Below are 26,132 nucleotides of genomic sequence, written 5' to 3'. Positions count from 1 at the left end.
TTCCACCAAACATTTGTTAGGTGGGGAAGGTAGCAGCGAATGGAACTGAAAGGGAGGGTCGCCGTCGTCACCGGTGGCACGCGCGGCGTCGGCGCCGGCATCGCGCGGGCGTTCCTGGCGGCGGGGGCCCGGGTGGTGATCTGCGCGCGCCGGCCGCCGGCCGCCCCGGTCGGCGCGGGCGGGCGGCAGGCGGAGTTCCGGCCTCTGGACCTGCGGGACCGGGCGGCCGTCGCGGAGTTCTTCGCGGGCGTCGCGGCGACGTACGGACGACTGGACGTACTGGTCAACAACGCGGGCGGGACACCGCACCGGCTGCTGGGCGAGGGGGAGGCGGCGCGCCACGCCCGGGTCCTCGAACTGAACCTGACCGCCCCGCTGACGGCCTCCCTGGCGGCGTACGCACACCTGAGGGCGTCCGGCGGCTCCGTGGTGATGATCGGCAGCGTCAGCGGCACCAGGCCGTCGCCGGGCACGGCGGCGTACGGGGCGGCCAAGGCGGGTCTGGAGAACCTGGCCCGGTCGATGGCGGTGGAGTGGGCGCCGGAGGTACGGGTGAACACGCTCGTCCTCGGCATGGTCCGCACCGAACTGGCGCACCTGCACTACGGCGACGAGGCCGGCGTCGCGGCCGTCGCCCGGACCGTCCCGGCGGGCCGCCTCGCCGAACCCGGCGAGATCGGCGACGCGGCGGTCTTCCTGGCGTCCGCGCGCGCGGCGTACGTCAGCGGCGCGTCCCTCCTCGTCCACGGCGGCGGCGAACGCCCCGCCTTCCTCGACGCCGCGACGGTCCGCACCGCAACGGTCCACAACGGTCAGCAGGAGGCAGCGACATGACGACGGACAGCGGAATCTGCGACGGAAGGGTCGTGGTGGTGACCGGCGCGGGCCGGGGGCTCGGCCGGGCGCACGCCCTGGCCTTCGCGGCGGAGGGCGCGAAGGTGGTCGTCAACGACCTCGGGGTGGGGCCCGACGGCGCGGGGACGTCGGCGGGGCCCGCGCAGCGCGTCGTCGAGGAGATCGCGGCGGCCGGGGGAGAGGCAGTGGCCCACGGCGGGGACGTGGCGACGGCCGAGGGGGCGGCGTCGCTGGTCGCCGCGGCGGTCGACACCTTCGGACGGCTCGACACCCTGGTGAACAACGCCGGGTTCCTGCGCGACCGGATGCTGGTCAATCTGGACGAGGAGGACTGGGACGCGGTCGTACGCGTCCACCTGAAGGGGCACTTCCTGCCGCTGAAGCACGCCGCGCGGTACTGGCGGGCGGAGGCGAAAGCGGGCCGTGGGGCGGCGGCCCGCGTGGTCAACACGAGCTCGGGAGCGGGGCTGCTGGGGAGCGTGGGGCAGGGCAGCTACTCGGCCGCGAAGGCCGGGATCGTCGGGCTGACGCTGGTCGCGGCGGAGGAGCTGGGCGGGTACGGCGTCCAGATCAACGCCATCGCCCCGGCCGCCCGCACCCGCATGACGGAACGCGCCTTCGCCGAGACGATGGCGCCGCCGGGCGCGGCCGGGGGCTTCGACGCGATGGCCCCGGAGAACGTCTCGCCGCTGGTGGTGTGGCTGGGCTCGGCGGCGTCGGCGGGGGTGACGGGGCGGGTGTTCGAAGCGGAGGCGGGGCGCATCACCGTCATGGAGGGCTGGCGACCGGGCCCGACGGCGGACAGGGGCGCCCGCTGGACCCCCGCCGAAGCGGGCGAAACGGCGACGAGACTCCTGACGAAGTCCACACCACCGGGCCGGGCGTACGGGGCACGCTGACCGGCGGTGCGTCGCTGGGCGGCTGGGGTGTGCGGGGTGGGGACTGGGTGAGCCGGCAGCGCCTGGTCGGGTGGCCGCGGTGGGGTGGGGTCGCTCAGCGGTGGCGGGGTGGTGTGCGTTCCAGGTGGTGCCTCGTTCGGGCGTCCCGGATGTGCTCCAGCGCCTCGACCGCCGTCGCGTACGCGTATCCCTCCGGGTCCTCCTCCCGCAGCAGGCGGCCCAGCGCCTCGACCGCCCGGGCGTCCCCGCGTACCGCCAGGCCGCGTGCCGCCTCCGCCGCCGTGTCGGGATCGTGGTCCTCGACGCGCTCCGCGAGCGCCTCGCGGATCTCCGGCGTATCGGCGTCGCAGCCGGCCAGGGCCAGCGTCGCCCAGTCGCGGACCTCGTCGTCCGGGTCGCGGCTGAGTGCCACCAGCGCCGCCACGCCCTCCCGGTGATCGGTGGGGACGAGCCCGATGAGCGAGAGGGCCACCCGGTGACGCACCTCGGGGTCCGGGTGGTCCGCGTGGCGCAGGATCTCCGGCAGCGCCGCCGGGTCACCGTGGTGCCCCAGCGCCAGTACGGCCGCCTGGGCCAGCTCGGGGTCGGAGTCGCCCGCCTCGCGCGCCAGTTGCCGCAGCAGCGGCAGGGCGCGCGCCGCGAACGGCTTGCCGCCCTGCTCGAAGCCGAGCTGCGCCAGCACGTCGGCCGCGAACGCCTGCCGCAGGGGGTCACCGCTCGCGCACCACGCGGCCGCCGCCTGGAACGTCTCCTCGTCGCCGCGCCGCCACAGCACGGCCACGGACTCCATCCACTCGTCCCGGCCGGGGTCGCCGCCGCTCAGGGCCCGGTCGGCCAGTTCCGCGAAGGGCGTGCGGATGGCCAGGCGCTCCTCCAGGAGTGTGGCGATCGCGGCGTGTCCGGTCTGCTGCTCGACACCGGCCACGGAACCGCTGTCCCGGAGCAGCTCGACGACGACGGTCTCCCCGCCGTTCTCCACGATCCGGCTGGTGACCGTCTCCGGCTCCGCCGTACCCGCGCCCCCCGGATCCGCATCCGCCGCACCCGACTCAGCCGCACCCGGCTCATGCTCGGTGGTGCCCGGTTCCGCCGTGCCCGACCCGGCGGAACCGGGCGCGAAGGTCGCCAGGAGCTCCGCCCGCAGTGCTTCCTCCACATCCACTTCCAGCCAGCGCCGCGCCTCCTCCAGCGCCTCGCGCCCGGCCGAGGCGCCGTGCCGCAGCAGAGTCCGTACGGTCTCCGTGGACCCGCGCCGTGCCGCGACCACCAGCGGCGGCTCCGTCCCGGGAGCCGGAAGGTCCGGATCGGCGCCGTACTCCAGAAGGGCCTCTACGGTGTCCGCGTGGCCCTGCCGGACGGCCCAGGCCATCGCCGTGAAGTCCAGCTCCTCGCGGAGGTCGGGCGTCGCTCCCGCCGACAGCAGGGCCTCCACCACCTCCGTGTGACCGCCGACCGCCGCAGCGCACAGCGGCAGGTCCCCCGACTGCGGCCCGCAGGCACGGTCGGGGTCGGCTCCCGCGGCGAGCAGCAGACGTACCATCCCCGGACGGTTCTGCAGGGAGGCCCGGTAGAGCGCCGTCGCGCCCTCGTCGTCGGTGGACTCGGCCTGCACACCGGAGCGCAGCAGCCGAACCACGGCGTCGTCGCTGTCTTCGTACAGCGCTTCGAACAGGGGCTGCGCGGCCACTGCGGGATCGTTCGTCATGTTTCGACCCTACGTGCGGGTGTTCACGTGTCGCATTCGAGAATCGTGCGGCACAGCGCGCACCGTGCCCTTACCCGGCCGCTCACGGGAACGCGGATCCGCTGCTGGCACGTGGGACACGGGAACGACACGCGCAGTGTGTCGCGCCCGCCTCCCTCGAAGGCGTACGACGACGCACCGTGGTCCGGACGGCTGCCGTTCTCCTGTGCGTACCGGCGCTCCTTCGCGTACCGCCGGCGACCCGTCCAGCCGGCCGCGGTCAGCGGTGGCTGCCGTTCGTCGTGACGGGCCCGCGCGAGGCCCTTCTCGTACGCCGTGTACGCCTGCGCGCTGGTGAACCAGGGCGCGGGGTCCTCGCCGAAGGCGGCCGCCCGCTTGGCCAGGACGTAACCGAACTCCTCCGGGGTGAGATAGCCGAGCTTCTGGCTGGACGCGCCGTCCTCGCGGTACGCGTCGAGCAGCAGCCAGCCCGCCCCCAGGTACGTCGTCACCGTGTCGGTGAGGATCTCGTTGTCGCGGGTGCCCTCGAAGGCGAGGCCGAGCCGGTGCAGCAGCACGTGGGCGATCTCGTGCGCGAGGGCGGCCCCGATGTCGTTGCGGTGCGTCCTGAAGCGCGCGTTGAGTTCGACGAAGTACTCGGGCCCCGCCGTCAGCTCCACGCCGGCGGCGTGCTCCATCTCGCGGAAGCTCACGATCACGCGTGCGTCCGGCAGGTGGAGGTGGTGGACGAGCGTCCGGGCCACCCGCTGGGTGCCGAGGTACAGGTCGTCCTGGTCCGAGAAGGCCACGTCGGCGGGGAAGACGCTCGGGGCGTAGGAGTGCACGCCGTCGTACGAGAGCCGTCGGTGGAGCGCGGCGAGGGCGGACCGCACGGTCGCCAGGTGCGGAAAGCCGTGTACGACCTCACTGCCGCTCGGCACGTCCGCGGTCACCCCTACAGGTCATCGGTACGACGGTGAACAGGTCTCCACTGTAGGCGGATTCGCGGCAGGGCGGCAGGGCGGCAGGGCGGCAGGGCGGCAAGGCAGGCGGCAACGGGTAGCGGGGCAGCGGGCGGGAGCGTGGGGGCGTGGGGGCGGCCTGGCCCGGTGCGGGGCGGTGGGGCGCGTGTGCGGGGTGTGGCCGGAATGCCCCCCTTGTCGGCCGGGCGGAGGGGTCCCCATAATCCAGCAACGCCTTGACGGGCTCATGCCACATACCCGTGTGGTGTGGGGCGCGGTCCGTCCGCGCGTGCACAGCGACGTCGTCGCACAGCAATCGCACAGCAGCACCGCACAGCAGCACCGCAAGGCAACCCCCCACGGTCTCCCACGAGAGGCAATTCGTTGAAGAACCTTCTGCGTGCCTTCAAGAGATGTGCCGCCGCAGGCGCAGTGATCCTCGCCGCGGTCAGCATCCAGCCCGCCGGCGCGTCCGCGGCCTTTGCGTCGACGCCCCCCGTCGTCGGCGGAACCCGCGCCGCCCAGGGCGAGTTCCCGTTCATGGTCCGGCTGTCGATGGGCTGCGGCGGATCCCTCTACGCCAAGGACATCGTCCTGACCGCCGCCCACTGTGTCGGCGGATCCGGCAACAACACCAGCATCACCGCCACCGCCGGTGTCGTCGACCTCCAGAGCTCCAGCGCCATCAAGGTCAGGTCGACCAAGGTCCTCCGGGCCCCCGGCTACAACGGCACGGGCAAGGACTGGGCCCTGATCAAGCTCGCCAGGCCGATCGACCTGCCCACCCTCAAGATCGCCGACACGACCGCGTACAACAGCGGCACCTTCACGGTCGCCGGCTGGGGCGCGGCCACGGAGGGCGGCGGGCAGCAGCGCTACCTCCGCAAGGCCCAGGTGCCGTTCGTCTCCGACGCCGACTGCAAGAGCTCGTACCCCGAACTGGTGGCGGGCGAGGAGATCTGCGCCGGCTTCACCGAGGGCGGTGTCGACACCTGCCAGGGCGACTCGGGCGGCCCGATGTTCCGCCGGGACAACACCAACGCCTGGATCCAGGTCGGGATAGTCAGCTGGGGCAACGGCTGCGCGCGCCCCGACTACCCAGGTGTGTACACCGAGGTGTCGACCTTCGCCGCCGCCATCAGGTCGGCCGCAGCCGGTCTCTGACCCCGCTCACGCGGCGACACTGAACGACCTTCGAGGGGCGGGTGCCGGACGCGTTAGTCCAACACCCGCCCCTCCTTTGTCCATGGGCGCACTCGTCCCTCCCGGCGCATGTTGGCCTGCACACCATGCCGACGAGCGACAGGAGAGCGAGCGTGCACGCACAAGACCCCGGACCGAGCCGCAGGACCGTGGTGGCGGCCACCGCCGCCACCGCCCTGACGGGTGCCGGCCTGGCCCTCGCCGGCCCCTCGCCCGCCGCCCTGGCGGCCGGGCGCGAGACGGTACTGCGCTCCGGTGAACTGGAGGTCCGCGTCGACCTCCTCTTCCCCCGGATCGTGTCGTACACCGACCGCGCGACGGGCGCCACGCTGTACGGCCAGGAGGACCCGGTCACCTCCGTGCTGATCGACGGGACCGCCCGCACCCCGCGCGTGGCCGGCCGCGCGGGGCGCGACGCGGCGGCGTACACCCTCGCCTTCGAGGGCGGCACCGAGATCCACGTGGAGATCCGCGTCACCGGCCGGCAGGTCCACTGGCGGGTCACGAAGATCGCCGACACCGCGGCCCTGCGCGTCGGCACCCTGCAGATCCCCTCGCTCGCCTTCCTGTCCGTACGCAGCGACCAGCCCGGGGCCGCCCTGCTCGCCGCCCGCGTCCAGCTCGACAAGGCCAAGAGCGGCGACACGTTCGTCAGGCCCGCACCGGACACCGTCCCGGACGCCGCGCCGCTCGGCTGCGCGTACGCCGTCGTCGCCCACGACCGCCTCGGCGGCGCCCTCGAGACCAACACGTCGTACGACAGGCCCGACAGTGCGGCCGGCACCACCTGGGAGAACGGGCGGCTGTGGCGGCAGACCCTCAGGAAGGAGGGGTACGTCAAGGCGCAGCTCTCCTGCGGACAGTGGACGCACCGCGCCGCGACCGCTCCCGTGAACGCCACCGAACCGCTCCCGTACGCGACCGTCGTCATCACCCGGGACCGCGACGGGGACGGCGTCGTGGACTGGCAGGACGCGGCGACGGCCTTCCGCGACATCATGGTGAATCCGCTGGGCGCGGACGAGCAGCACCTGCGCGTCGTCCCGCACATCCCCTTCAACTTCGCCAGCCAGGCCACCAACCCGTTCCTCGCGACACTCGACAACGTCAAACGCGTCTGTCTCGCGACGGACGGCCTGCGCCAGTACACGCTCCTCAAGGGCTACCAGTCGGAGGGCCACGACTCCGCCCACCCCGACTACGCGGGCAACCACAACAAGCGCGCCGGCGGCCTGCGCGACCTCAACACCCTGGTGCGCGAAGGCCGCGCGTGGGGGAGCGATTTCGGCGTTCACGTGAACGCCACGGAGTCGTACCCCGTCGCGAACGCCTTCTCGGAACAGCTGGTCGACAAGACCAACGAGCAGTGGGACTGGCTCGACCAGAGCTACCGCATCGACCAGCGACGCGATCTGGTGTCCGGCGACATCGTCAAGCGCTTCCAGGACCTGCGGGACGAGACCGCCCCGGCCCTGAACATGCTCTACATCGACGTGTTCCGCGAATCCGGCTGGACCTCGGACCGGTTGCAGCGCGCCCTGCGCGACCAGGGCTGGCAGATCACCACCGAATGGGGCCACGGCCTGGAACGCTCGGCCCTGTGGGCGCACTGGGCCACCGAGACCGACTACGGCGGCGACACCTCGCGCGGCGTCAACTCCCAGCTGATCCGCTTCATCCGCAACCACCAGAAGGACGTCTTCGCCGACAAGTGGCCGACCCTCCTCGGCATCCCGCGCACGGGCAACTTCGAGGGCTGGGTCAACAAGACCGACTGGAACACCTTCTACCAGCAGATCTGGACCGACAGCCTGCCCGCGAAGTACCTCCAGGCGTACCCCATCAAGACCTGGGCCGCCCACGAGATCACCTTCTCCGGCCCCACCGCAACGTCTGTGAGCGACGCCGGCGGGACGCGCCGCATCACCACGGACGGACGGACCGTGTACGACGGCGGGCGCTACCTGCTGCCCTGGGAGCCGCGCGAGGCGGCCGACCCCCACCGGCTCTACCACTACAACCCGTCGGGCGGCAGCAGCTCCTGGCAGCTCCCGCGCGGCTGGGCCGGCACGTCGAAGGTGGCCCTCTACCGGCTCACCGACCAGGGCCGCCGTTTCGTCCGCGAGGTGCCCGTCCGCTCCGGCAGGGTCACCCTCGACGCCGAGACGAAGCAGCCGTACGTCGTCCACCGCACCCGCGTCCCGGACGCCGCCGACCCGCACTGGGGCCAGGGCACGCCGCTGCGCGACCCCGGGTTCAACTCGGGCACCCTGGCGGGGTGGACGGTCAGCGGGCCGCTCTCCGTCGAACCGAGCCCGATCGGCGACTACGAGCTGGTCGTCGGCGCGGGCGGCGCCGCCTCCGCCGGACAGCGCCTCGCGCGCCTCGCCCCCGGGACGTACGCCGCCTCGGTGCAGGTCGAGGTCGGTGAGAAGGCGGGGGAGCGGCGGCGTGCGGCGCTCACCGTACGGACGGCCGACGGGAAGACGGCGGAGAACTGGACCGACTCCTCCACGGCCGTCAACCTCGTCGCCGCCGACCGCAAGCACGGCACCCGCTTCCAGCGCATGTTCACGTACTTCACCGTGCCGGACGGCGGGGGAGCGGTGGACCTCGCCCTGCGGGCCGGCCCGGGCGACGCACGGGTGCGCTTCGACAACGTACGGATCGTTCCCGCGAAGCGCTCCACGAAGCCCGGCACCGTCGTCTTCGAGGACTTCGAGAACGTGCCTCAGGGATGGGGCGTCTTCGTGAAGGGCGACGCGGGCGGCTCCACCGACCCGCGCACCCACATCGCGCAGCGGCACGCCCCGTTCACCCAGCGCGGCTGGAACGGAAAGGCGATCGACGACGTCATCGACGGCACCGAGTCCCTCAAGTCGCGCGGCGAGAACGACGGCCTGGTCTACCGGACCGTGCAGCACACTGTCCGCTTCGAGGCGGGCAGGCGCTACCGGGTCTCCTTCCGTTACGAGAACGAGAAGGCCGGGCAGTACGTGTGGGTCACCGGCGTCGACGAACCGGCGCCCCGGGAGCTCGACCGCAGGGCGCTGCCCGTCGCCACCGCACCGGCGGAGATGAACTACGAGTTCACCGCGCCCGCCACCGGCGAGACCTGGGTGGGGTTGCGCAAGACGGGCGACGACGGGACGGCCGAGTTCGTCCTCGACGCCTTCGAGGTGCGCGAGGTGTGAGGGGCAGCACGCAAGGAGGGCCGGTCCTTACCGCGGACCGGCCCTTCCCGGCGCGCACCTGCGATCAGCCGGCTACCACCGAAGCGCACCGCGTTCACTCCGGCCGCCCGAAGCCGGCCCACCGCAGCACCGCACTCAGCCCGGTGGGCCGAGCTCCACGCAGCCCTCGCCGGCGCGTTCCAGTTCCAGCACCCACACCTCGTTCGCGCCCTCCCGCAGAACGGTCCCGGGAACGTACAGGGACTCCTGCGGGCCGGCCGCCCAGTACCGGCCCAGGCAGAAGCCGTTCACCCACACGAAGCCGCGCTCCCAGCCCGGCAGCCGCACCGACGCGTCGCCCGCGCCCCGCACGTCGAACGTTCCCCGGAACAGCCCGGACGCGTGCGCTTCCGGGGAACGGCCGGCGACCTTCCGCACCGCGTCCGCGTCGTCGAACGCGTCCAGGGACAACCCGCGCGCCCGCACCCCGTGCAGATACTGCCGCTCGTGCAGAACGCCTCCCGTGATGCCCTTCGGCTCCCCGACACGGGGCCCGTAATTGACCCGCCCCAGCGACTCCACCCACAGCTCCACCGCCGCGGGACCTGCCACCGGCTCACCCAGGGCCGCGTACTCGCCCGCCCCGCCGTCCAGCACCCCCGCCCGCACCCCGTCGACGTGCACCACGGCACGGTCCCGCAGCCCCCGCACACCCAGCGGATACGGCCGGCGCGGCCCCGGCACGTCCACCCGGTAGCGGACCAGCCCCCGGTCCACGCCCAGCTCCTCGAACGTCGGCGGCACCGCCCGCTCCGTCTCCGGTCCGCCGAGCACCTCCAGTACGTCGCCGAGCGGCGCCCACTCCACGATCTGTGCCCGCACCGGCCCGTCCAGCGCGGCGGGCGCCGCCGGCACGTCCGGCAGCGGCTCCCCGCCCTCCCGGTACCGAGCCAGGACCTCACGGAACAGCCAGAACTTCTCCGTCGGACGGCCGTACTCGTCGACGGGCGCGTCGTAGTCGTACGACGTCACCGTCGGCTGGAGCTCTCCGTCGTGCAGCGGCCCCGCGCGGTTCGCCCCCGACCACCCCGCGAAGTTCGTGCCCCCGTGCGCCATGTAGATGTTCACCGACGCACCGCACTCCAGGATCTCGCGCAGCGCCGCCGCGGCGTCGGCGGGATCCCGTACGACCCGCTCCGCGCCCCAGTGACCGAACCAGCCGCACCAGAACTCCATGCACATCAGCGGCCCCGACGGCTGGTGCCGCCGCAACGCCTGGAAGCCCTCGCGCGCCCCCGACCCGAAGTTCGCCGTCGCCAGGACCCCCGGCACCGAACCGCCGGTCAGCATGTGGTCCTCGGGACCGTCCGAGGTGAACAGCGGCACGGTGACCCCGCACCGCCGCAGGAACTCCGTCAGATGCCGCAGATAGACCTGGTCCGAGCCGTAACTGCCGTACTCGTTCTCGACCTGCACCATGATCACCGGGCCGCCCCGGCCGATCTGCCGGGCCACCACCTGCGGCAGCAACTGCCCGAACCACCGCTCCACATGCCCCAGATACGCGGTGTCCCGCGTGCGCACGCGCGCGCCGAGCGCCCCGGTCAGCCAGAGGGGGAGCCCGCCGTTCTCCCACTCGGCGCAGATGTACGGACCCGGGCGCACGATCGCCCACAGCCCCGCCTCCCGGACGGCGTCCAGGAACCGGCCCAGCGCGCCCGCGTCGCGCAGCCGCCCGGGCTCCGGCTCGTGCAGGTTCCAGGGGACGTACGTCTCCACGCAGTTCAGCCCCATGGCCCGCAGCATCGCGAGCCGGTGCCCCCACTGCCCCTCGTGCACCCGGAAGTAGTGCAGAGCCCCCGACAGCAGCCGTACCGGCCGCCCGTCCAGCTCGAAGTCCGACCCGCCCACCGTGAAGTCAGCCACGGTCCCCGCCTCTCGCTCACCAACGGGTTCCAGCCTCACCCTCTGGCGGCGGAGCGGTCCATGGACAAAGATCAGCGCTGGTTGGACACAACGCCGGCCGGACACCACGCCCGGCGGACACGACAGGGCAGGGCGGCACGGGACGGCACGCCGCGACGCCAGCTGAGCAGGCGGGGAGGAAAAGCGGATGTACCACACCTGGATGCGCTACTTCACCCCCAGTCCCACCCACCACAAGCTCGGCCTGGTCTGTCTCGGCGTGGGCCTCCAGCACGGCGCGCTGCCCACGGTCGGCCCCCGCACCCTCGACCACCACGTCGCCGTGATCATCAGTGCGGGCCGTGGCTGGTACCGCGGCCCGGAGGGGCGGCGCGTCGCCGTCACCGCCCCCGCGGTGATCTGGCTCATACCCGGCGTACCGCACCATTACGGGCCCGACCGGGCCACCGGCTGGGACGAGAGCTTCGTCGACTTCACCGGCCCCGCCACCGCGACCTACACCGAACTCGGCTACATCGAGCCCGACCGCCCCGTCGTCCCCCTCGCCGACACCGCGGCCGCCCGCGCCGCCGTGGGCCGCATCGCCCGCGCCGCACGCCGGGGGAACCCGCTCCTGGAAGTCGAGACCGGGGCCGCCGTCCACGAACTCCTCGTCGCCCTGCGCCGCGCCCGCGCCGACGTCGGAGCCGACGGAGACCCGGTGCTCCAGGCCCTCGCCCGCGACGCGTTCCAGCCGCTGACCGTCGCCGACCACGCGAGCCGCCACGGCATGACCCCCGCCGCGCTGCGCGCCGCCGTACGCCGCAGCGCCGGATGCAGCCCCAAGGACTACCTGCTCGGCATCCGCCTCGGCCGCGCCAAGGAACTCCTCGCCGCCACCGACCTCCCCGTCGCCGCCGTCGCCCGCCGCGTCGGCTACGACGACCCCGCCTACTTCTCCCGCCTCTTCACCCGCCGCGTCGGCCTGGCCCCCGTCCGCTTCCGCGCGCAGCAGGGCCGGACCGTCCACGGCGGCTGGAGCCACCGGATCCCAGATCCCGAACACCCGCCGACCATCGCCACCCGGGCGACGTAAGCTCGCTGACCATGACCTCCAGCGAATCCGGCGAGATCGACGAGTCCGTCATCGCCGAACTGAGCCGGCTGCGCGACAGCATCGACAACATCGACGCCGCCGTCGTCCACATGCTCGCCGAGCGTTTCAAATGCACCCAGCAGGTCGGCCACCTCAAGGCACAGCACCAGCTGCCGCCCGCCGACCCGGCCCGTGAGGCCCGCCAGATCGTCCGCCTGCGCGAACTCGCGGAGAGCGCCAAACTGGACCCGGCCTTCGCCGAGAAGCTGCTGAACTTCATCATCGCCGAGGTCATCCGCCACCACGAGACGATCGCGAAGTCCTAAAGGGGGCCCGCCCCCCTCGGCGGCCGCAGCCGCCCAGGGGGCCGTCGACGTACAGACATCCGCTGTGCCACCCGCACCCCATCGGGCAGCATGTCCCCATGTCCGTACTGACGCGCGACGAAGCGCAGACCCGAGCCCAGCTCCTCGAAGTCCACCGGTACACGATCGAACTCGATCTCACCCGTGGCGAAGAGACCTTCGACTCCCGCACCGTCATCCACTTCACCGCGCGCACGGCCGGGGACACCTTCGTCGAGCTCAAGCCCGCCGCCCTGCGCACCGTCACCCTCGACGGACAGCCGCTCGACCCCGAAGCGCTCGACGGGAACCGCCTGCCCCTCACCGGCCTCACCGCCGGCGAGCACGAGCTGCGCGTGGAGGCCGACATGCGCTACTCCCGCACCGGCGAAGGCATGCACCGCTTCACCGACCCCACCGACGGCGAGACGTACGTCTACACCCAGCTCTTCCTCGAAGACGACCAGCGCGTCTTCGCCGCCTTCGACCAGCCCGACCTCAAAGCCGTCTTCGCTCTCACCGTCACCGCCCCCGACGGCTGGACCGTCCTCGGCAACGGAGTCGCAGAGCACCGGGGAGCGGGCCGCTGGACACTCGCCCCCACCCCCCGCATCTCCACCTACCTCGTCGCCGTCGCCGCCGGCCCCTGGCACTCCGTACGCACCGAACACGCCGGCCTGCCCTTCGGCATCCACTGCCGCCGCTCCCTCGCGCCGTACCTGAACGCCGACGCCGACGAGATCCTCGACGTCACCCGCGCCTGCTACGACCGCTACCACGAGAAGTTCGAGGAGCCCTACCCCTTCGACTCCTACGACCAGGCGTTCGTCCCCGAATTCAACGCCGGCGCCATGGAGAACCCCGGCCTCGTCACCTTCCGCGACGAATTCGTCTACCGCTCCGCCGTCACCGACACCGAACGCCAGACCCGCGCCATGGTCATCGCCCACGAAATGGCCCACATGTGGTTCGGCGACCTCGTCACCCTCCAGTGGTGGGACGACATCTGGCTCAACGAGTCCTTCGCCGAGTACATGGGCTACCAGACCCTCACCGAAGCCACCCGCTTCACCGACACCTGGACCGACTTCGCCGTCGCCCGCAAGGGCTGGGGCTACGACGCCGACCAGCGCCCCAGCACCCACCCCGTGGCACCCGACCCCGACGCCGTCCCCGACACCGCGTCCGCCCTGCTCAACTTCGACGGCATCTCCTACGCCAAGGGCGCGTCCGCCCTGCGCCAGCTCGTCGCCTGGCTCGGCGAGAAGGACTTCCTGGCCGGCATCAACACGCATTTCGCCCGCCACAAGTTCGCCAACGCCACCCTCGCCGACTTCATCGACAACCTCGCCTCCGCCACCGACCGGGACGTCCACGCCTGGGCCGAACAGTGGCTCCGCACGACCGGCGTCGACACGCTCGCCCCCGCCGTCGGGGAGGCGGAAGGCATGTGGCACCTCACTGTCGACCGGCAGGGCAGCCGCCCGCACCGCCTCGCCGTCGGCACGTACGACCGCGACCCCCTCGACGGCCGGAGCCTGGTCCTGCGCGAACAATTCGAAGTCGACGTACCGCAGGGCAGCTCCGTCGCGGTACGGCCCGGCCGCCGCCCCGCGCTCCTCGTCCTCAACGACGGCGACCTGACCTACGCCAAGATCCGCCTCGACGAGGCGTCCCGGGAAGTCGTACGGCGCAACCTGTCCGCCGTCCCCGACGCCCTGACCCGCGCCGTGCTGTGGAACGCACTGCGCGACATGGTCCGCGACGGCGAACTGGAACCCGCCGCGTACCTGGAGACCGCCGGCGCCCACCTCCCGTACGAGACCGACCTCGCCGTCGTTCAAGGCGTACTCGCCTTCGCCCACGGCCAGATCGCCGACCGCTACCTCCCCGCGGCCGAACGCCCCGCCGCCCTCGCCGCCCTCACCGGCATCTGCCGCGACCTCATCCGCCGCACCGAGGACGGCGACGGCGCCGGTCTGCGCCTCACCGCCGTACGCCACTTCATCGACGCCGCCACCCAGCCCGACGGCATCCTGGACTGGTTCCACACCGGCGGCGTCCCCGGCGGCCCCGAACTCGACCCCGAACTGCGCTGGCGGATCCTGCGCCGCCTCGCCGTACTCGGCGCGACCGACGAGGCAGCCATCGCCGCCGAACTCGCCCGCGACCCCAGCGCCACCGGCCAGGAAGGAGCCGCCCGCTGCCGGGCCGCCCTCCCCACCCCCGAGGCCAAGGCCGCCGCCTGGGCCGGAATGTTCGAGGACGACACCCTCTCCAACTACCTCTTCACCGCCACCGCCCAAGGCTTCTGGCAGCCCGAACAGGCCGCACTCGTACGCGACTACGTCCCCCGCTTCTACCGCGACGCGAATGCCGTCGCGGACCGCCGCGGCCCCGCCATCGCGGAAGCCGCGGGACGCTACGCCTTCCCCCAGTTCGCCGTCGACAAGGAGTCCCTGCACCTCGGCGAGGAGTTCCTGCGCGACGCGGAGATGATCCCGTCCCTGCGCCGCAAGCTGGCCGACCAGCTCGACGACCTGCGCCGCGCCATCGCGGTCCGCGGCGCCTGACCCCGCCCCGCCACGGCCGCCGCCCTCACCACGGGCAGCGGCCGTGGCACGGCCGGCCACCCCCACCGAGCGGCAGCCGCGGCGCCGGCCACACCCGTCGGCCAGGCACGGCTTCGACGCCCGGCGGCCGTCACCCGCAGACCACGCCGTACGCCCGGGCACGGCCGTGGCGGCCGCCCACCCCCGGCCCTGCGCCACCGCTCCGCGCACCACGCCGCACTCCCGGGCGCGGCGCCGCCCACTGCCGGCCCGGCGCGCCACCGCCCCATATCACCCGCGCCGAATCCAACTGCGCTCAGCCGCGCGGCAGTACCACTTTCGGGTTGCGATCGTTGAGCAGCCCGGACGCACCGGCTCATGCCTGTACACGCTGGTGTGCCAGCCGAAGCGCACCGAAGGACCTCGCATGAGTACGCCGCCTCCCGGCACCCCCCTCCCGCCCCTCGCCGGCGGCGCGGGCGGACCCGACGCCCTGCGGCCCCTGCTCTCCACCGTCCTCGACGCCCTCCGCGACGGAGCCCTCGCCCGCGGCGGCCCCCTGCCCGCCGGCGGGCCCGACGCCGTCACCGCCCGCCTGCGGGAGACCACCCTGCCCGTACTGCCCGATACCGGCACCGGGGCCGAAGAGGCCCTCCGTACGCTCGTACGGGCACTCGCCCAGGGCGCGGCGGACCCCGCCGACCCGCTGTGCGCCGCACACCTCCACACCCCACCGCTCGCCGTCGCGGTCGCAGCCGACCTCGCCGCGTCCGCGCTCAACCCGTCCATGGACTCCTGGGACCAGGCACCCGCCGCCTCCGCCCTGGAAGCCCAGGTCACCCGCGCGCTCGCCGCCGAGGTCTACCCCCACGCGCCCGCCCCCGACGCCCTCGTCACCACCGGCGGCACGGAGTCCAACCAGCTCGCCCTGCTCCTCGCCCGCGAGCGCCACGGCCCCGTACAACTCGTCCACGGCGCCAACGCCCACCACTCCCTGGCGCGTGCCGCCTGGCTCCTCGGCCTCCCCGAACCGGTCAGCGTCCCCGCCCCCGCCGGCGTCCTCGACCCCGCCGCCCTCGACGCGGCCCTCACCGGCCTGCACCACCCGCTCCTCGTCACCGCCACCGCCGGCACCACCGACACAGGCCGCGTCGACCCGCTCCACGACATCGCCGACCTCTGCGCACGTCACCACGCCGAACTCCACATCGACGCGTCGTACGGCGGCCCGCTCCTCTTCAGCGCCACCCGCCGAGCCCTCCTCGACGGCCTCGACCGCGCCCACAGCGTCACCCTGGACCTGCACAAACTCGGCTGGCAGCCCGTCGCCGCGGGACTCCTCGCCGTCCCCGACGCCGCCCGCCTCGCCCCCCTCGGCCACCAGGCCGACTACCTCAACGCCGACGACGACACCGAAGCCGGCCTCCCCGACCTCCTCGGCCGCTCCCTGCGCACGACCCGACGCCCCGACATCCTCAAGACCGCCGTCACGCTCCGCGCCCTCGGCCGTCAGGGACTCGCCGACCTCGTCGACCGCACCTGCGCCGCCGCCCAGCACCTCGCCGACCTCGTCCAGGACACCCCGGGCCTCGAACTCCACGACCGGCCCACCATCAGCACCGTCCTCTTCCGCCCCACCGGCGCCTGCGACGACGACATCGCCGCCATCCGCCGCACCCTCCTCGCAACGGGCCGCGCCGTACTCGGCCGCGCCCGCGCCGACGGACGCCTCTGGCTCAAAGCCACCGTCCTCAACCCGCACACCACCCCGCGAGACCTGGAAGCACTCCTCTCACTGCTCCCGCTCCCCGCACCCACGTCACTCCCGGAAGGCAGCTCCCACCGATGACCGCCGTCCCCCAGCACCACGAACCGGAACAGCCCCACGACCTGGTCGGCATCGGCATCGGCCCCTTCAACCTGTCCCTCGCCGCACTCGCCGACGGCGTGCACGGCGGCCTCACCACCGCCTTCTACGACCAGCGCCCCGCCTTCACCTGGCACCCCGGCCTCCTCATCGAGGGCGCCACCCTCCAGGTCCCCTTCCTCGCCGACCTCGTCACGCTCGCCGACCCCGCGAGCCCCTGGTCCTTCCTCAACTACCTGCGCACCCGCGAGCGGCTCTTCCCCTTCTACTTCTCCGAGCGGTTCCACATCCAGCGCGCCGAATACGACGCCTACTGCCGCTGGGTCAGCGGAAACCTCCCCGGACTCCACTTCGGCCACCAGGTCGACGCCGTCCGCTGGAACGCCGAACGCGACGCCTTCGAAGTCGACTTCACCCAGCTCGACGCCGACGGCGAGGCGGAAGCCCTCGGCCGGGCCTACACCCGCAACGTCGCCGTCGGCGTAGGCACCCAGCCCTACATCCCCGAACCCCTCAAGCCCCTCGCCGACGCCCCGGCCGTCCCCGTCATCCACTCGTCCGCCTACCTCGACCACCGCCAACGGCTCCTCGCCGCCGAACACATCACCGTCATCGGCTCGGGACAGTCCGGCGCGGAGGTCTTCCTCGACCTGCTGCGCGCCCGCCCCGCGGGCCGCGAGAAGATCACCTGGCTGGCCAGGACCGAGGCGTTCGCCCCCATGGAGTACTCCAAGCTCGGCCTGGAACACTTCACCCCCGACTACAGCCGGTACTTCCACGCCCTGCCCGAGTCCGTACGGGACGACCTCGGCCCCCGCCAGTGGCAGCTCCACAAGGGCATCGACGCCGACACCATCGCCGCCATCCACGACGAGCTCTACCACCGCACCCTGCACGGCGGCTGGCCCGACGCGGTCCTCACCCCGGGAGTCTCCGTACGCACCGCCGGCCGCGTCGGCACCACCAAGGTCGAACTGCACCTCGAACACCTCCAGCAGGGCACCCGCTCCCGCCTCACCACCGACGCCGTCGTCCTCGCCACCGGCTACCGCGAACGCCCCCTGGGACAGCTCCTCGCCGGACTCGACGCGTACATCCGCCGGGACGCCGCCGAGCGGCCCCGGATCGACGACCAGTTCCGCATCGTCCTCGACCCCGCCGTGAACGGCTCCGTGTACGTACAGAACGCCGAGCGGCACACCCACGGCGTCGGCGCGCCCGACCTCGGCCTCGCCGCCTGGCGCAGCGCGACGATCCTCAACTCCCTCACCGGCAAGGACCCCTACCCGCTCCCCAGCCGCACGGCCTTCACCAGCTTCGGCCTGGAACGCCGCGAAGCGCCCCGCATCCCCGTTCAGCAGCCGGCCCTCACCCCGCTGGTCCAGGGGCGCTAGAGGCCGTCCCACGAGCCGGCGCGGGACCCCCCGGACGTCACCACCTCCCGAGCGGTCCAGCGCCGGCAGGAACTGATCGCAGAACCTCGTCCTCAGCCCGACGGACGCTCCTGCGCCTCCCCGAAAGAGACGGTCGACCGGCTCATCACCGTGGCGACGCCGTCGATCTCGATCCGGGCCGAGTCGACGGCCGGTCGCCCGTGCGGGAGCGGTCCCATGGGACCCCGCCTAGAACACCGGCACACCGTCGCGCGTCAGCTTCCACCCCACCAGGGCGAACTCCGCCGGGTCCAGCGTGCCCTTTGCCTTCACCCACGTGATGATCGTGTTCCGGATCTCCTCCGAATTCGCCCACAGCTGCTGCGCGCCCGCGACATGTGGGAACGCCCCGCCGCCGCTCGCCCGGTAGTTGTTCACCGCCAGCACGAACCTGGCGGCCGCGTCCACCGGGCTGCCCTCGAACGCGAGATTCACGATCCTCGAACCGGCCGGCTTCGCGATGTCGACCTCGTACGTCAGGCCCGACACCACGTCGTAGTTGTAGTCCGGGATGGCCCCCGCGTTCGTCAGCTTCGACGGGTCCACCGCGGCCCCCGCCGCCGTCTGCACGTAGTACCGCGCCGAGAACTCCAGGTACTCCTTCAGCTGCGCACCGGTGAGCAGCCGCGCCTCCAGCGTGTTCTCGAACGGGTACAGACCCGCCGCGTCCCGGATCGTCACCTCACCGGCGGGGACGGCCGCCGTCCGCGAGAAGCACGACGCCTGCGACAGCACCGGCAGCCCGGCGTACGGGCCGCCGGCCAGCGCCGCCCGCACCGTCTCCGTCTGCACGTGATTGATCAGGTCGATCAGCGGCTCGTCCTTCCACGCCGCCTCGGCCGTCGTCATCGCCGCCGTCGACGTGCCGATGACCTGGTTGACGTACGCCACGACCTTCTCGTGCTCGTCACCGAGCAGCTTCGTGATCTCCGGGTCCTCGGCCACCGTGTTCGAGTTGAGGACCTTCGCGCCGACCTTCTCGACCGTCCAGCGGCCCTTCGACCACACCAGGTCGAAGTCGAAGAGCGTCAGCCGCTGCCCCCACTTCAGGGGCTCCGACAGGACGACCTTCTTCCCCGTCTCCTTGTTCTCCACGAAGTACTCGGCGATCTCCGTGTGCGCGTGCCCCACCAGGATCGCGTCGATGCCGGGCACCTGCTCGGCGACCAGGCCCGCAGCGTTCTCTACGTACGGAAGCTGGTCACCGTACGACGACGTGCCGCTCGACCCGGAGTGCGCCGAGACGATGACCACGTCCGCACCCATGGAACGCAGCTTCGGCACCCACTTCGCCGCCTGCTCCTCCAGACCCGGGAACGTCATCTTCCCCTGCACGTTCTGCTTGTCCCAGATCGCGATGCCCGGGTTCGTCAGACCGAGCACCGCGACCCGCACGTCACGCCCGTGCGGCGTACGCAGCCTCTTCATGAAGTACGGGGGGAACGCCGGGCGCAGCGTCTTCGCGTCCAGAGCGTTCGCACCGAGGAGCGGGAAGTCGCACTGCTCCTCGAACTTCCGCAGCACCGGTATGCCGTAGTTGAACTCGTGGTTCCCGAGCGCGGCCGCGTCGTACCCGATCGCGTTCATCGACTGCGCCATCGGGTGCACCGGACCGTGCTTCGCGGTGATCGGGTCGACCTTGGCGTAGTAGTACGAAAGCTGCGTCCCCTGGATGGTGTCGCCCGCGTCGATGAGCAGGGTGTTGCGGCGGCCCTTCTCGGCGCGGATCTGGTTCACCAGGGTGGAGATCTTCGCCAGACCCACGTCGTTGTGCGCCTTGTCGTCGAACTCCTTGTCCGTGAAGTAGTCCCAGTTGAAGACGTTGCCGTGCAGGTCCGTCGTGCCCATGACGGTGAAGGAGTAACGCTTCGGCGGACGTCCGTGGCCGTGCGCTGCGGCGGGCGCCGCCGCGGCCCCGCCCGCCACGGCCACACCGGCACCCGCGGCGGCCGAGCGGCCCAGGAAGGTCCTACGGTTCAGCGGCATTCTTTGTCTCCTCGTTCCGTGCTTCCGTCGCAGCTTCCGTCGCACAACGTGACGCGCGTAGATTCTGGCGCAACGCGCCACACCAGCAACACCCCTTGCGGGTTTCGATCTGATGACCGCCCGCCGTCGTACTCGGGTGCGAGAGTGGAGAGCGTGACTCACGAGCCGACGCACCCCGAAGCCCGCCGCCCCGCCTCCGACGCGCCCTCCGTCCCGTACGGCACCCCCTCGGCCCCCCGCCTCGCCGTCCAGGGCGAGGCCCGCCTCGAATTCGACCCCGAGACCGCCCGGATCGGCATCACCGTCAGCGCGCGCGGTACGGACCGCCGCACCGCCCTCGAAGACCTCACCCGGCGCAACGGCCTCGCCCTCGACCTCGTCAAGAGCTACGGCGACGCCGTCGAGAAGGTGGAGACCGGCGCCTTCTCCATCAGCCCCGAACTCACCCGGCACGGCCGCGGCGACCGCGTCCGCGCCTACCACGGACGCGTCCACATCACCGCCGTGCTCACCGACTTCACCGCACTGGGCGAACTCACCACCCGCCTCGCCGACCTCGAACTCACCCGCGTCGACGGCCCCTGGTGGGCCCTGCGGCCCGACTCACCCGCCTACGGCGAAGTACGCACCGCAGCCGTACGCGAAGCCGTCAAGCGCGCCCGCGAATACGCCCAGGCCCTCGGCGCCGACCTCACCGCCCTCGTCGAACTGTCCGACCCCGGCGCGGAAGAGGCGCACCCGGTGCCCGTCGCCTACGCCGGCGGCTTCGCGCGCAGGGGCATGACCGCGGAAATGGCCGAGGACGCCCCCGCCCTCGATCTCGAACCCCAGCGCCAGACCGTTCACGCCCAGGTGAACGCCCGATTCATCATGACCCCGCCCGCCCTCTGAATGCTCATCAGAGCGGCCCCGCGCACAATTCAACACTTGTCAATAACCTTTCATGCAAAGGTTGTTGGACAGTCATGCGCAGCCAATTTCCTACTGACTGGTAAGCCCTAGGCTCGACCTATGCGCCGAGCAAAAATCGTTTGTACCCTGGGCCCCGCCACCGACACATACGACCAGATCAAGGCACTGGTCGAAGCCGGAATGGACATCGCCCGCTTCAACCTCAGCCACGGCTCCTACGCCGAACACGAAGAGCGCTACCAGCGCGTTCGCAAAGCCTCCGACGAAACCGGCCGCAGCGTCGGCGTACTCGCCGACCTTCAAGGTCCGAAGATCCGCCTCGGACGCTTCCGCGAAGGCCCCGTACTCCTTGAACGGGGCGACGAGTTCACCATCACCGTCGAACCCGCCGAAGGCGACCGCCACACCTGCGGCACCACCTACCAAGGACTCGCCTCCGATGTCACCACGGGCGAACGCATCCTCGTCGACGACGGCAAAGTGACCCTCGAAGTCACCGGTGTCGACGGGCCCCGCGTCCGCACCCTCGTCATCGAAGGAGGCATGGTCTCCGACCACAAGGGCCTCAACCTTCCCGGCGTCGCCGTCTCCGTACCCGCACTCTCCGAAAAGGACATCGACGACCTCCGGTGGGCCCTGCGCACCGGAGCCGACATCATCGCCCTCTCCTTCGTACGCAGCGGACGTGACATCGACGACGTCCACCGTGTCATGAAGGAAGAAGGCCGCCGCCTCCCCGTCATCGCGAAGATCGAAAAGCCGCAGGCCGTCGACAACATCGACGACATCGTCGCCGCCTTCGACGGCATCATGGTCGCCCGCGGCGACCTCGGCGTCGAAATGCCACTCGAACAAGTGCCGATCGTTCAGAAGCGAGCCATCAAACTCGCCAAACGCAACGCCAAACCGGTCATCGTCGCCACCCAAATGCTCGACTCGATGATCGAAAACTCCCGGCCCACCCGCGCCGAAGCCTCCGACGTCGCCAACGCCGTCATCGACGGCACCGACGCCGTCATGCTCTCCGGCGAAACCAGCGTCGGCAAATACCCCATCGAGACGGTCAAGACCATGGGCCGCATCGTCGAAGCGGCCGAGGAGGACATCCTCGCCAAGGGACTCCCGCCGCTCACCGAACGCAACAAGCCCCGCACCCAGGGCGGAGCCGTCGCACGCGCCGCCGCCGACATCGGCGACTTCCTCGGCGCGAAGTTCCTCGTCGCCTTCACCCAGTCCGGCGACACCGTCAAGCGCCTGTCCCGCTACCGCTCACCCATCCCGCTGCTCGCCTTCACCCCCGACCCGGCGACGCGCTCCCAGCTCAACCTCACCTGGGGCGTCGAGACCTTCCTCGGCCCCCACGTCGACTCCACCGACGCCATGGTCGCCCAGGTCGACGAACACCTCCTGCGCATCGGCCGCTGCCGGAAGGGCGACGTCGTGATCATCACCGCCGGCTCCCCGCCCGGCATCGCGGGTTCCACGAACCTGGTCCACGTCCACCACATCGGCGAAGGCCACCCCGCCGCCAAGTGACCCTGCCGGCACGGGCAATGGGCCCCCACACCCCAGGGGGCCCTACCGGCCGTACGCTCAGTGCTTCGGTCCCACGTGAGCGTCCATCAGCGCGACGGACGCGCGCCTGGCGACCGAGACGCTCTGCGCCGCACGGCTCTGGCGTGAGGGCTTCCACTCGACGCCGAGTGAGTCGAGGGTGTCGGTGAAAAGCCGCAGGATGTCGACGGATGTGTTGGTGAAGAAGTAACGCGGGTATTCATAGCGCTTCTGCTCGCCGCCGAGGGTACGGGTGGTCCAGTTCGTGATGCGGCACCCGTCCGAGTGGATGAGGCCACGGATGAAATCCCAGGGATGGGCGTCCACAACGGCCTGCTGCCAGGAGTCGAGGGAGATGGCGCGTTCATGCTTCTTGCCCGGACCGTGCTGCGGGAAGAGACACCGCCAATGGCGGCTGTAGCTGGTGACCATCACACAGCCCACCCGCTGCAGGACGCAGACCGAGTCTTCGGGACGGACGGCCGTGATGGCGTTCCGGCACAGGTCGATCAGTCCGGGCCATTCATCGGCGCAAGCAATGCGCAGGTACCAGCCGCCGTTACGGTGCGGGCTGATGCAGCCGTCGCCGAGATAGAGGCCGAGCAGATAGGCGTACGCGGCGGTGTCGGCCGGAGCGCCGGGTGCGGGTCCGCACCTCGTGCACGGCAGTGCTTGCGCGCTCATGCGCGGCAGCGGTTCGGTCCGAGCCTGCCACGCGCGGATGGCGGACCGGGATATTCCGGTCCGCCTGCTCACGGAATTGAGGCTGCCGCCCTGCGCGAGGAGGGCCAGCGCGTGCTCGCGCACGGTGAGGTCGTACATGCACGCGAGACTCGCTCGATCTTCGGGAGTCCGCACTGATTCGCGATGGTGTTCACCAGAGCGAGTGAAGATCGCCAGACCTTTGGTGAACCTTGGAATCGAAGGAGAAGTGCCCCGGGTCGGACTCGAACCGACACTGTATGGGTTTTGAATCCATTGCCTGCTGCCAATTGGGCTACCGGGGCTCGCGGTATCCAAGGTTTCCCTTGACCCACTGCGCGTCCACCATACCGCAGCTAGGTAGGCTCTTGGGGAGCTGTACCTGCCGTGGAACGAGGAGCCCCGTGACCACCCCCGAGTCGCCCCAGCCCGTCGCCGACGACGACAAGTCGCACGTCCCGCCGCTGACGACCCGTGTCGTCATCGCCGAGGACGAAGCCCTCATCCGCCTCGACCTCAAAGAGATGCTCGAGGAGGAGGGCTACGCCGTCGTGGGCGAGGCCGGTGACGGGCAGCAGGCGATCGAGCTCGCCCGCGAGCACCGCCCCGACCTCGTGATCCTCGACGTGAAGATGCCCGTGCTGGACGGGATCTCCGCCGCCGAGAAGATCACCGAGGAGTCCATCGCCCCCGTCCTCATGCTGACCGCGTTCTCGCAGCGCGATCTCGTGGAGCGGGCGCGGGACGCCGGTGCGATGGCGTACCTCGTGAAGCCCTTCAGCAAGAGTGACGTCGTACCGGCCATCGAGATGGCGGTGTCGCGGTTCACGGAGCTGAAGGCGCTGGAGAACGAGGTCGCGGACCTCACGCAGCGCCTCGAGACGCGCAAGCTGGTGGACCGGGCGAAGTCGGTGCTGCAGACGCAGTACGGGCTGTCGGAGCCGGCCGCGTTCCGCTGGATCCAGAAGACGTCGATGGACCGCCGCCTGTCCATGCAGCAGGTGGCGGAGGCGGTCATCGAGGACGCCGAGGAGAAGAAGGCGGCGAAGGGCGAGTAGTGCGCCTGAGTACGTGACGGAAGAGGCCGCCCCCGCATCACGCGGGGGCGGCCTCTTCCTTGTGTACGTACGCGTACGTACAGGTGCGTACGGTCCGGTCAGTCCTCGCCGAGGTACGTCTTGCGGACGGACTCGTCGTGGAGCAGCTCCCGGCCGGGGCCGGAGAGCTTGATCGAGCCGATTTCCATGACGTGCGCGTGGTCCGCCAGGGAGAGCGCGGCCTGGGCGTTCTGCTCGACGAGCAGGATGGTCGTGCCCTGGGCCTTGAGCTCGACGATGGTCTCCATGATCTTCTGCATCATGATCGGGGAGAGGCCCATCGACGGCTCGTCGAGCATGAGGAGCTTGGGCTGGGACATGAGCGCGCGTCCCATGGCCAGCATCTGCTGCTCACCGCCCGAGAGGGTGCCCGCGGCCTGCTTCCGGCGCTCTCCCAGGATGGGGAAGAGGTCGTAGGCGCGCTGGATGTCCTTCTCGATGCCCGCCTTGTCCGTCCGCAGGAACGCTCCGAGCTGGAGGTTCTCGGCGATGGTGAGGCGGGGGAAGATGTGCCGGCCTTCGGGGGAGTGGGCCAGCCCCAGGGACACGATCTTGTGCGCGGGTACTCCCTGCAGCGGCTTGCCGTCGAACATGATCCGGCCGCCGGAGGGCTTGAGCAGTCCGGACAGCGTCCGCAGGGTGGTGGTCTTGCCCGCACCGTTGGTGCCGATGAGGGTGACGACCTGGCCGGCTTCGACGCTGAAGGAGATGCCCTTGACGGCCTCGATCTTGCCGTAGGCGACCCTGAGGTCCTCGACCTCGAGGAGAGCGGTCACTGGGTTTCCCCTTCCGGGCTGGTCTTGCTGGTCTTGCTGGTGGTGCCCTCGGCCGGGGTGGCTTCGGTGGCCTCGGCTTCCTCGGTCGCCTCAGCTTCCTCACCGGCCCCGGTCGGCTCGGCGGTTTCAGCAGCCTCGGCGGTCGCGGCGGCCTCGGCGGCGTTGTCCTCAGCGGCGGCAGCCTCCTCGGCGGCCTCGGCGGCCTCGGCGGCCTCGGCAGCTCCGGTCGCTCCGGTCGCCTCCGTCGCCCCGGCCGACGTGGCCTCGCTCGCCCCGGCCGCTTCCGCCACGGCTTCGGCGGCTTCGACCTCGGCGGCCTCTTCCGCGCCGGGTGCGCCCTCGAAGGGAGTACCGAGGTAGGCGGCGACGACGCGCTCGTCGCCCTGGACGACGGCGGGTGTGCCTTCGACGAGCTTCTCGCCCTGGACGAGGCAGGCGACGCGGTCGCAGAGGTTGAAGATGAAGCGCATGTCGTGCTCGATGACGAGTACGGCGATGCCCTGGTCCCGGATCGCGAAGATGAGCTCTTCGGTGACGCGGGTCTCCTGGGGGTTCATGCCCGCGGTGGGCTCGTCCAGGAGCAGCAGGCCCGGGTCGCTGGCGAGGGCGCGTGCGATTTCGAGCTTGCGCTGCTCGCCGTAGGGGAGGTTGCGTGCGAGGTGGTCGGCCTTGTGCTCCAGGCCGATGAACTCGAGCAGTTCCATGGCCCGCTTGTGCGACGCGGCTTCGGCCTTCTTGAAGCCGGGGCCGCGCAGGAGGGCCGACCAGAGGCCTTCCTTGGTCCGGGTGTGGCGTCCGACGAGGACGTTCTCCAGGACGGTCATGTTGGCGAAGAGCCGGATGTTCTGGAAGGTACGGGCGATGCCTGCCTGGGTGACGAGGTGGGGCTTGGGCGGCAGGACGGTGCCCTTGTACGAGACCTTGCCCTCGGTGGGGACGTAGAGCCCGGTGAGGCAGTTGAAGAAGGTCGTCTTGCCGGCGCCGTTGGGGCCGATGAGACCGACGATCTCTCCGGCGTTCACGGTGAGGTCGACCGAGCGTACGGCGGTGAGGCCGCCGAAGCGCATGGTGACACCGCTGGCGTCGAGGACGGTGGTCGGGGCGGTGTTCTCGGTGGTGGTCGTCATGTTGT

Annotated in this window: 20 protein-coding genes and 1 tRNA gene; 12 read left to right on the top strand and 9 right to left on the bottom strand. The window is 71.5% G+C overall.

Features of this window, described 5'->3' with window-relative positions; all coding sequences use genetic code 11:
* The first annotated feature begins 39 nt into the window (after positions 1 to 39).
* Positions 40 to 834 (top strand): SDR family oxidoreductase, encoded by a 795-nt coding sequence (locus AC07FK_RS06010; RefSeq protein ID WP_479102966.1) that lies wholly within the window; start codon positions 40 to 42, stop codon positions 832 to 834.
* Complete coding sequence (locus AC07FK_RS06005; RefSeq protein ID WP_479102964.1) at positions 831 to 1,754, top strand: SDR family oxidoreductase; 924 nt, start codon at positions 831 to 833, stop codon at positions 1,752 to 1,754. The genes AC07FK_RS06010 and AC07FK_RS06005 overlap by 4 nt, the downstream gene beginning before the upstream one ends.
* A gap of 94 nt (positions 1,755 to 1,848) precedes the next feature.
* Here the strand turns inward: AC07FK_RS06005 and AC07FK_RS06000 are convergent, their stop codons facing one another.
* Together AC07FK_RS06000 and AC07FK_RS05995 are read right to left on the bottom strand one after the other, a co-directional pair.
* Entirely contained in the window at positions 1,849 to 3,459 is a 1,611-nt protein-coding gene (locus AC07FK_RS06000) for an ankyrin repeat domain-containing protein (protein WP_479102962.1), read from the bottom strand.
* A 23-nt stretch (positions 3,460 to 3,482) separates the two neighbouring features.
* Positions 3,483 to 4,379: a hypothetical protein gene (locus tag AC07FK_RS05995; RefSeq protein WP_479103910.1), complete on the bottom strand. Its 897-nt coding sequence runs from the start codon at positions 4,377 to 4,379 to the stop codon at positions 3,483 to 3,485.
* A gap of 405 nt (positions 4,380 to 4,784) precedes the next feature.
* On the opposite strand from AC07FK_RS05995, the gene AC07FK_RS05990 reads away from it, so the two are divergent.
* Together AC07FK_RS05990 and AC07FK_RS05985 are read left to right on the top strand one after the other, a co-directional pair.
* On the top strand, positions 4,785 to 5,564 hold the full coding sequence (locus tag AC07FK_RS05990; protein WP_479102960.1) for a S1 family peptidase: 780 nt from the start codon (positions 4,785 to 4,787) through the stop codon (positions 5,562 to 5,564).
* Between the two features lie 125 nt (positions 5,565 to 5,689).
* Complete coding sequence (locus tag AC07FK_RS05985) at positions 5,690 to 8,797, top strand: endo-alpha-N-acetylgalactosaminidase family protein (RefSeq protein WP_479102958.1); 3,108 nt, start codon at positions 5,690 to 5,692, stop codon at positions 8,795 to 8,797.
* Positions 8,798 to 8,932: 135 nt separating this feature from the next.
* Here AC07FK_RS05985 and AC07FK_RS05980 read toward each other — a convergent pair whose 3' ends face one another.
* Complete coding sequence (locus AC07FK_RS05980; protein ID WP_479102956.1) at positions 8,933 to 10,702, bottom strand: glycoside hydrolase family 35 protein; 1,770 nt, start codon at positions 10,700 to 10,702, stop codon at positions 8,933 to 8,935.
* Positions 10,703 to 10,889: 187 nt separating this feature from the next.
* Between AC07FK_RS05980 and AC07FK_RS05975 the strand changes: the two genes are divergently transcribed.
* From AC07FK_RS05975 to AC07FK_RS05955, 5 genes are all read left to right on the top strand, one after another.
* The gene (locus tag AC07FK_RS05975; RefSeq protein WP_479102954.1) at positions 10,890 to 11,777 is read left to right on the top strand and encodes a helix-turn-helix domain-containing protein; all 888 of its coding nucleotides are present in this window, start codon (positions 10,890 to 10,892) and stop codon (positions 11,775 to 11,777) included.
* An 11-nt stretch (positions 11,778 to 11,788) separates the two neighbouring features.
* Complete coding sequence (locus tag AC07FK_RS05970) at positions 11,789 to 12,103, top strand: chorismate mutase (protein WP_453407490.1); 315 nt, start codon at positions 11,789 to 11,791, stop codon at positions 12,101 to 12,103.
* A 98-nt stretch (positions 12,104 to 12,201) separates the two neighbouring features.
* Positions 12,202 to 14,694: an aminopeptidase N gene (gene pepN, locus AC07FK_RS05965; protein WP_479102951.1), complete on the top strand. Its 2,493-nt coding sequence runs from the start codon at positions 12,202 to 12,204 to the stop codon at positions 14,692 to 14,694.
* A 406-nt stretch (positions 14,695 to 15,100) separates the two neighbouring features.
* Positions 15,101 to 16,522: a pyridoxal phosphate-dependent decarboxylase family protein gene (locus tag AC07FK_RS05960; protein ID WP_479102949.1), complete on the top strand. Its 1,422-nt coding sequence runs from the start codon at positions 15,101 to 15,103 to the stop codon at positions 16,520 to 16,522.
* On the top strand, positions 16,519 to 17,934 hold the full coding sequence (locus AC07FK_RS05955) for a lysine N(6)-hydroxylase/L-ornithine N(5)-oxygenase family protein (protein WP_479102948.1): 1,416 nt from the start codon (positions 16,519 to 16,521) through the stop codon (positions 17,932 to 17,934). The genes AC07FK_RS05960 and AC07FK_RS05955 overlap by 4 nt, the downstream gene beginning before the upstream one ends.
* 92 nt (positions 17,935 to 18,026) lie before the next feature.
* On the opposite strand, the gene AC07FK_RS05950 is transcribed toward AC07FK_RS05955, so the two are convergent.
* Positions 18,027 to 18,152: a hypothetical protein gene (locus AC07FK_RS05950; RefSeq protein WP_479102947.1), complete on the bottom strand. Its 126-nt coding sequence runs from the start codon at positions 18,150 to 18,152 to the stop codon at positions 18,027 to 18,029.
* A gap of 10 nt (positions 18,153 to 18,162) precedes the next feature.
* Positions 18,163 to 19,959, bottom strand: a complete 1,797-nt coding sequence (locus AC07FK_RS05945) for a bifunctional metallophosphatase/5'-nucleotidase (RefSeq protein ID WP_479102945.1) — start codon at positions 19,957 to 19,959, stop codon at positions 18,163 to 18,165.
* A gap of 153 nt (positions 19,960 to 20,112) precedes the next feature.
* On the opposite strand from AC07FK_RS05945, the gene AC07FK_RS05940 reads away from it, so the two are divergent.
* Together AC07FK_RS05940 and pyk are read left to right on the top strand one after the other, a co-directional pair.
* Positions 20,113 to 20,850, top strand: coding sequence for an SIMPL domain-containing protein (locus AC07FK_RS05940; protein WP_479102943.1), 738 nt, complete (start codon positions 20,113 to 20,115; stop codon positions 20,848 to 20,850).
* A gap of 120 nt (positions 20,851 to 20,970) precedes the next feature.
* Entirely contained in the window at positions 20,971 to 22,407 is a 1,437-nt protein-coding gene (gene pyk / locus AC07FK_RS05935) for a pyruvate kinase (RefSeq protein ID WP_479102941.1), read from the top strand.
* A gap of 57 nt (positions 22,408 to 22,464) precedes the next feature.
* Here pyk and AC07FK_RS05930 read toward each other — a convergent pair whose 3' ends face one another.
* Positions 22,465 to 23,247, bottom strand: a complete 783-nt coding sequence (locus AC07FK_RS05930) for a helix-turn-helix domain-containing protein (RefSeq protein ID WP_479102939.1) — start codon at positions 23,245 to 23,247, stop codon at positions 22,465 to 22,467.
* 110 nt (positions 23,248 to 23,357) lie between these two features.
* Positions 23,358 to 23,432 (bottom strand) — tRNA-Leu (locus AC07FK_RS05925).
* Between the two features lie 99 nt (positions 23,433 to 23,531).
* Between AC07FK_RS05925 and AC07FK_RS05920 the strand changes: the two genes are divergently transcribed.
* Positions 23,532 to 24,185 (top strand): ANTAR domain-containing response regulator, encoded by a 654-nt coding sequence (locus AC07FK_RS05920; RefSeq protein ID WP_479102937.1) that lies wholly within the window; start codon positions 23,532 to 23,534, stop codon positions 24,183 to 24,185.
* A gap of 98 nt (positions 24,186 to 24,283) precedes the next feature.
* Here the strand turns inward: AC07FK_RS05920 and AC07FK_RS05915 are convergent, their stop codons facing one another.
* Both AC07FK_RS05915 and AC07FK_RS05910 read right to left on the bottom strand, forming a co-directional pair.
* Positions 24,284 to 25,000 carry an ABC transporter ATP-binding protein gene (locus AC07FK_RS05915; protein WP_479102935.1) on the bottom strand — a complete coding sequence of 239 codons (717 nt, stop codon included), beginning with the start codon at positions 24,998 to 25,000 and terminating at the stop codon, positions 24,284 to 24,286.
* Positions 24,997 to 26,127 carry an ABC transporter ATP-binding protein gene (locus tag AC07FK_RS05910; RefSeq protein WP_479103908.1) on the bottom strand — a complete coding sequence of 377 codons (1,131 nt, stop codon included), beginning with the start codon at positions 26,125 to 26,127 and terminating at the stop codon, positions 24,997 to 24,999. Before AC07FK_RS05910 ends, AC07FK_RS05915 begins: the two co-directional genes overlap by 4 nt.
* Positions 26,128 to 26,132: the final 5 nt, after the last annotated feature.

The organism is Streptomyces sp. NPDC046122, from assembly GCF_056429965.1.
Note: the sequence above shows the minus strand (reverse complement) of the source record. Positions and strands in the feature narration are given on the sequence as shown.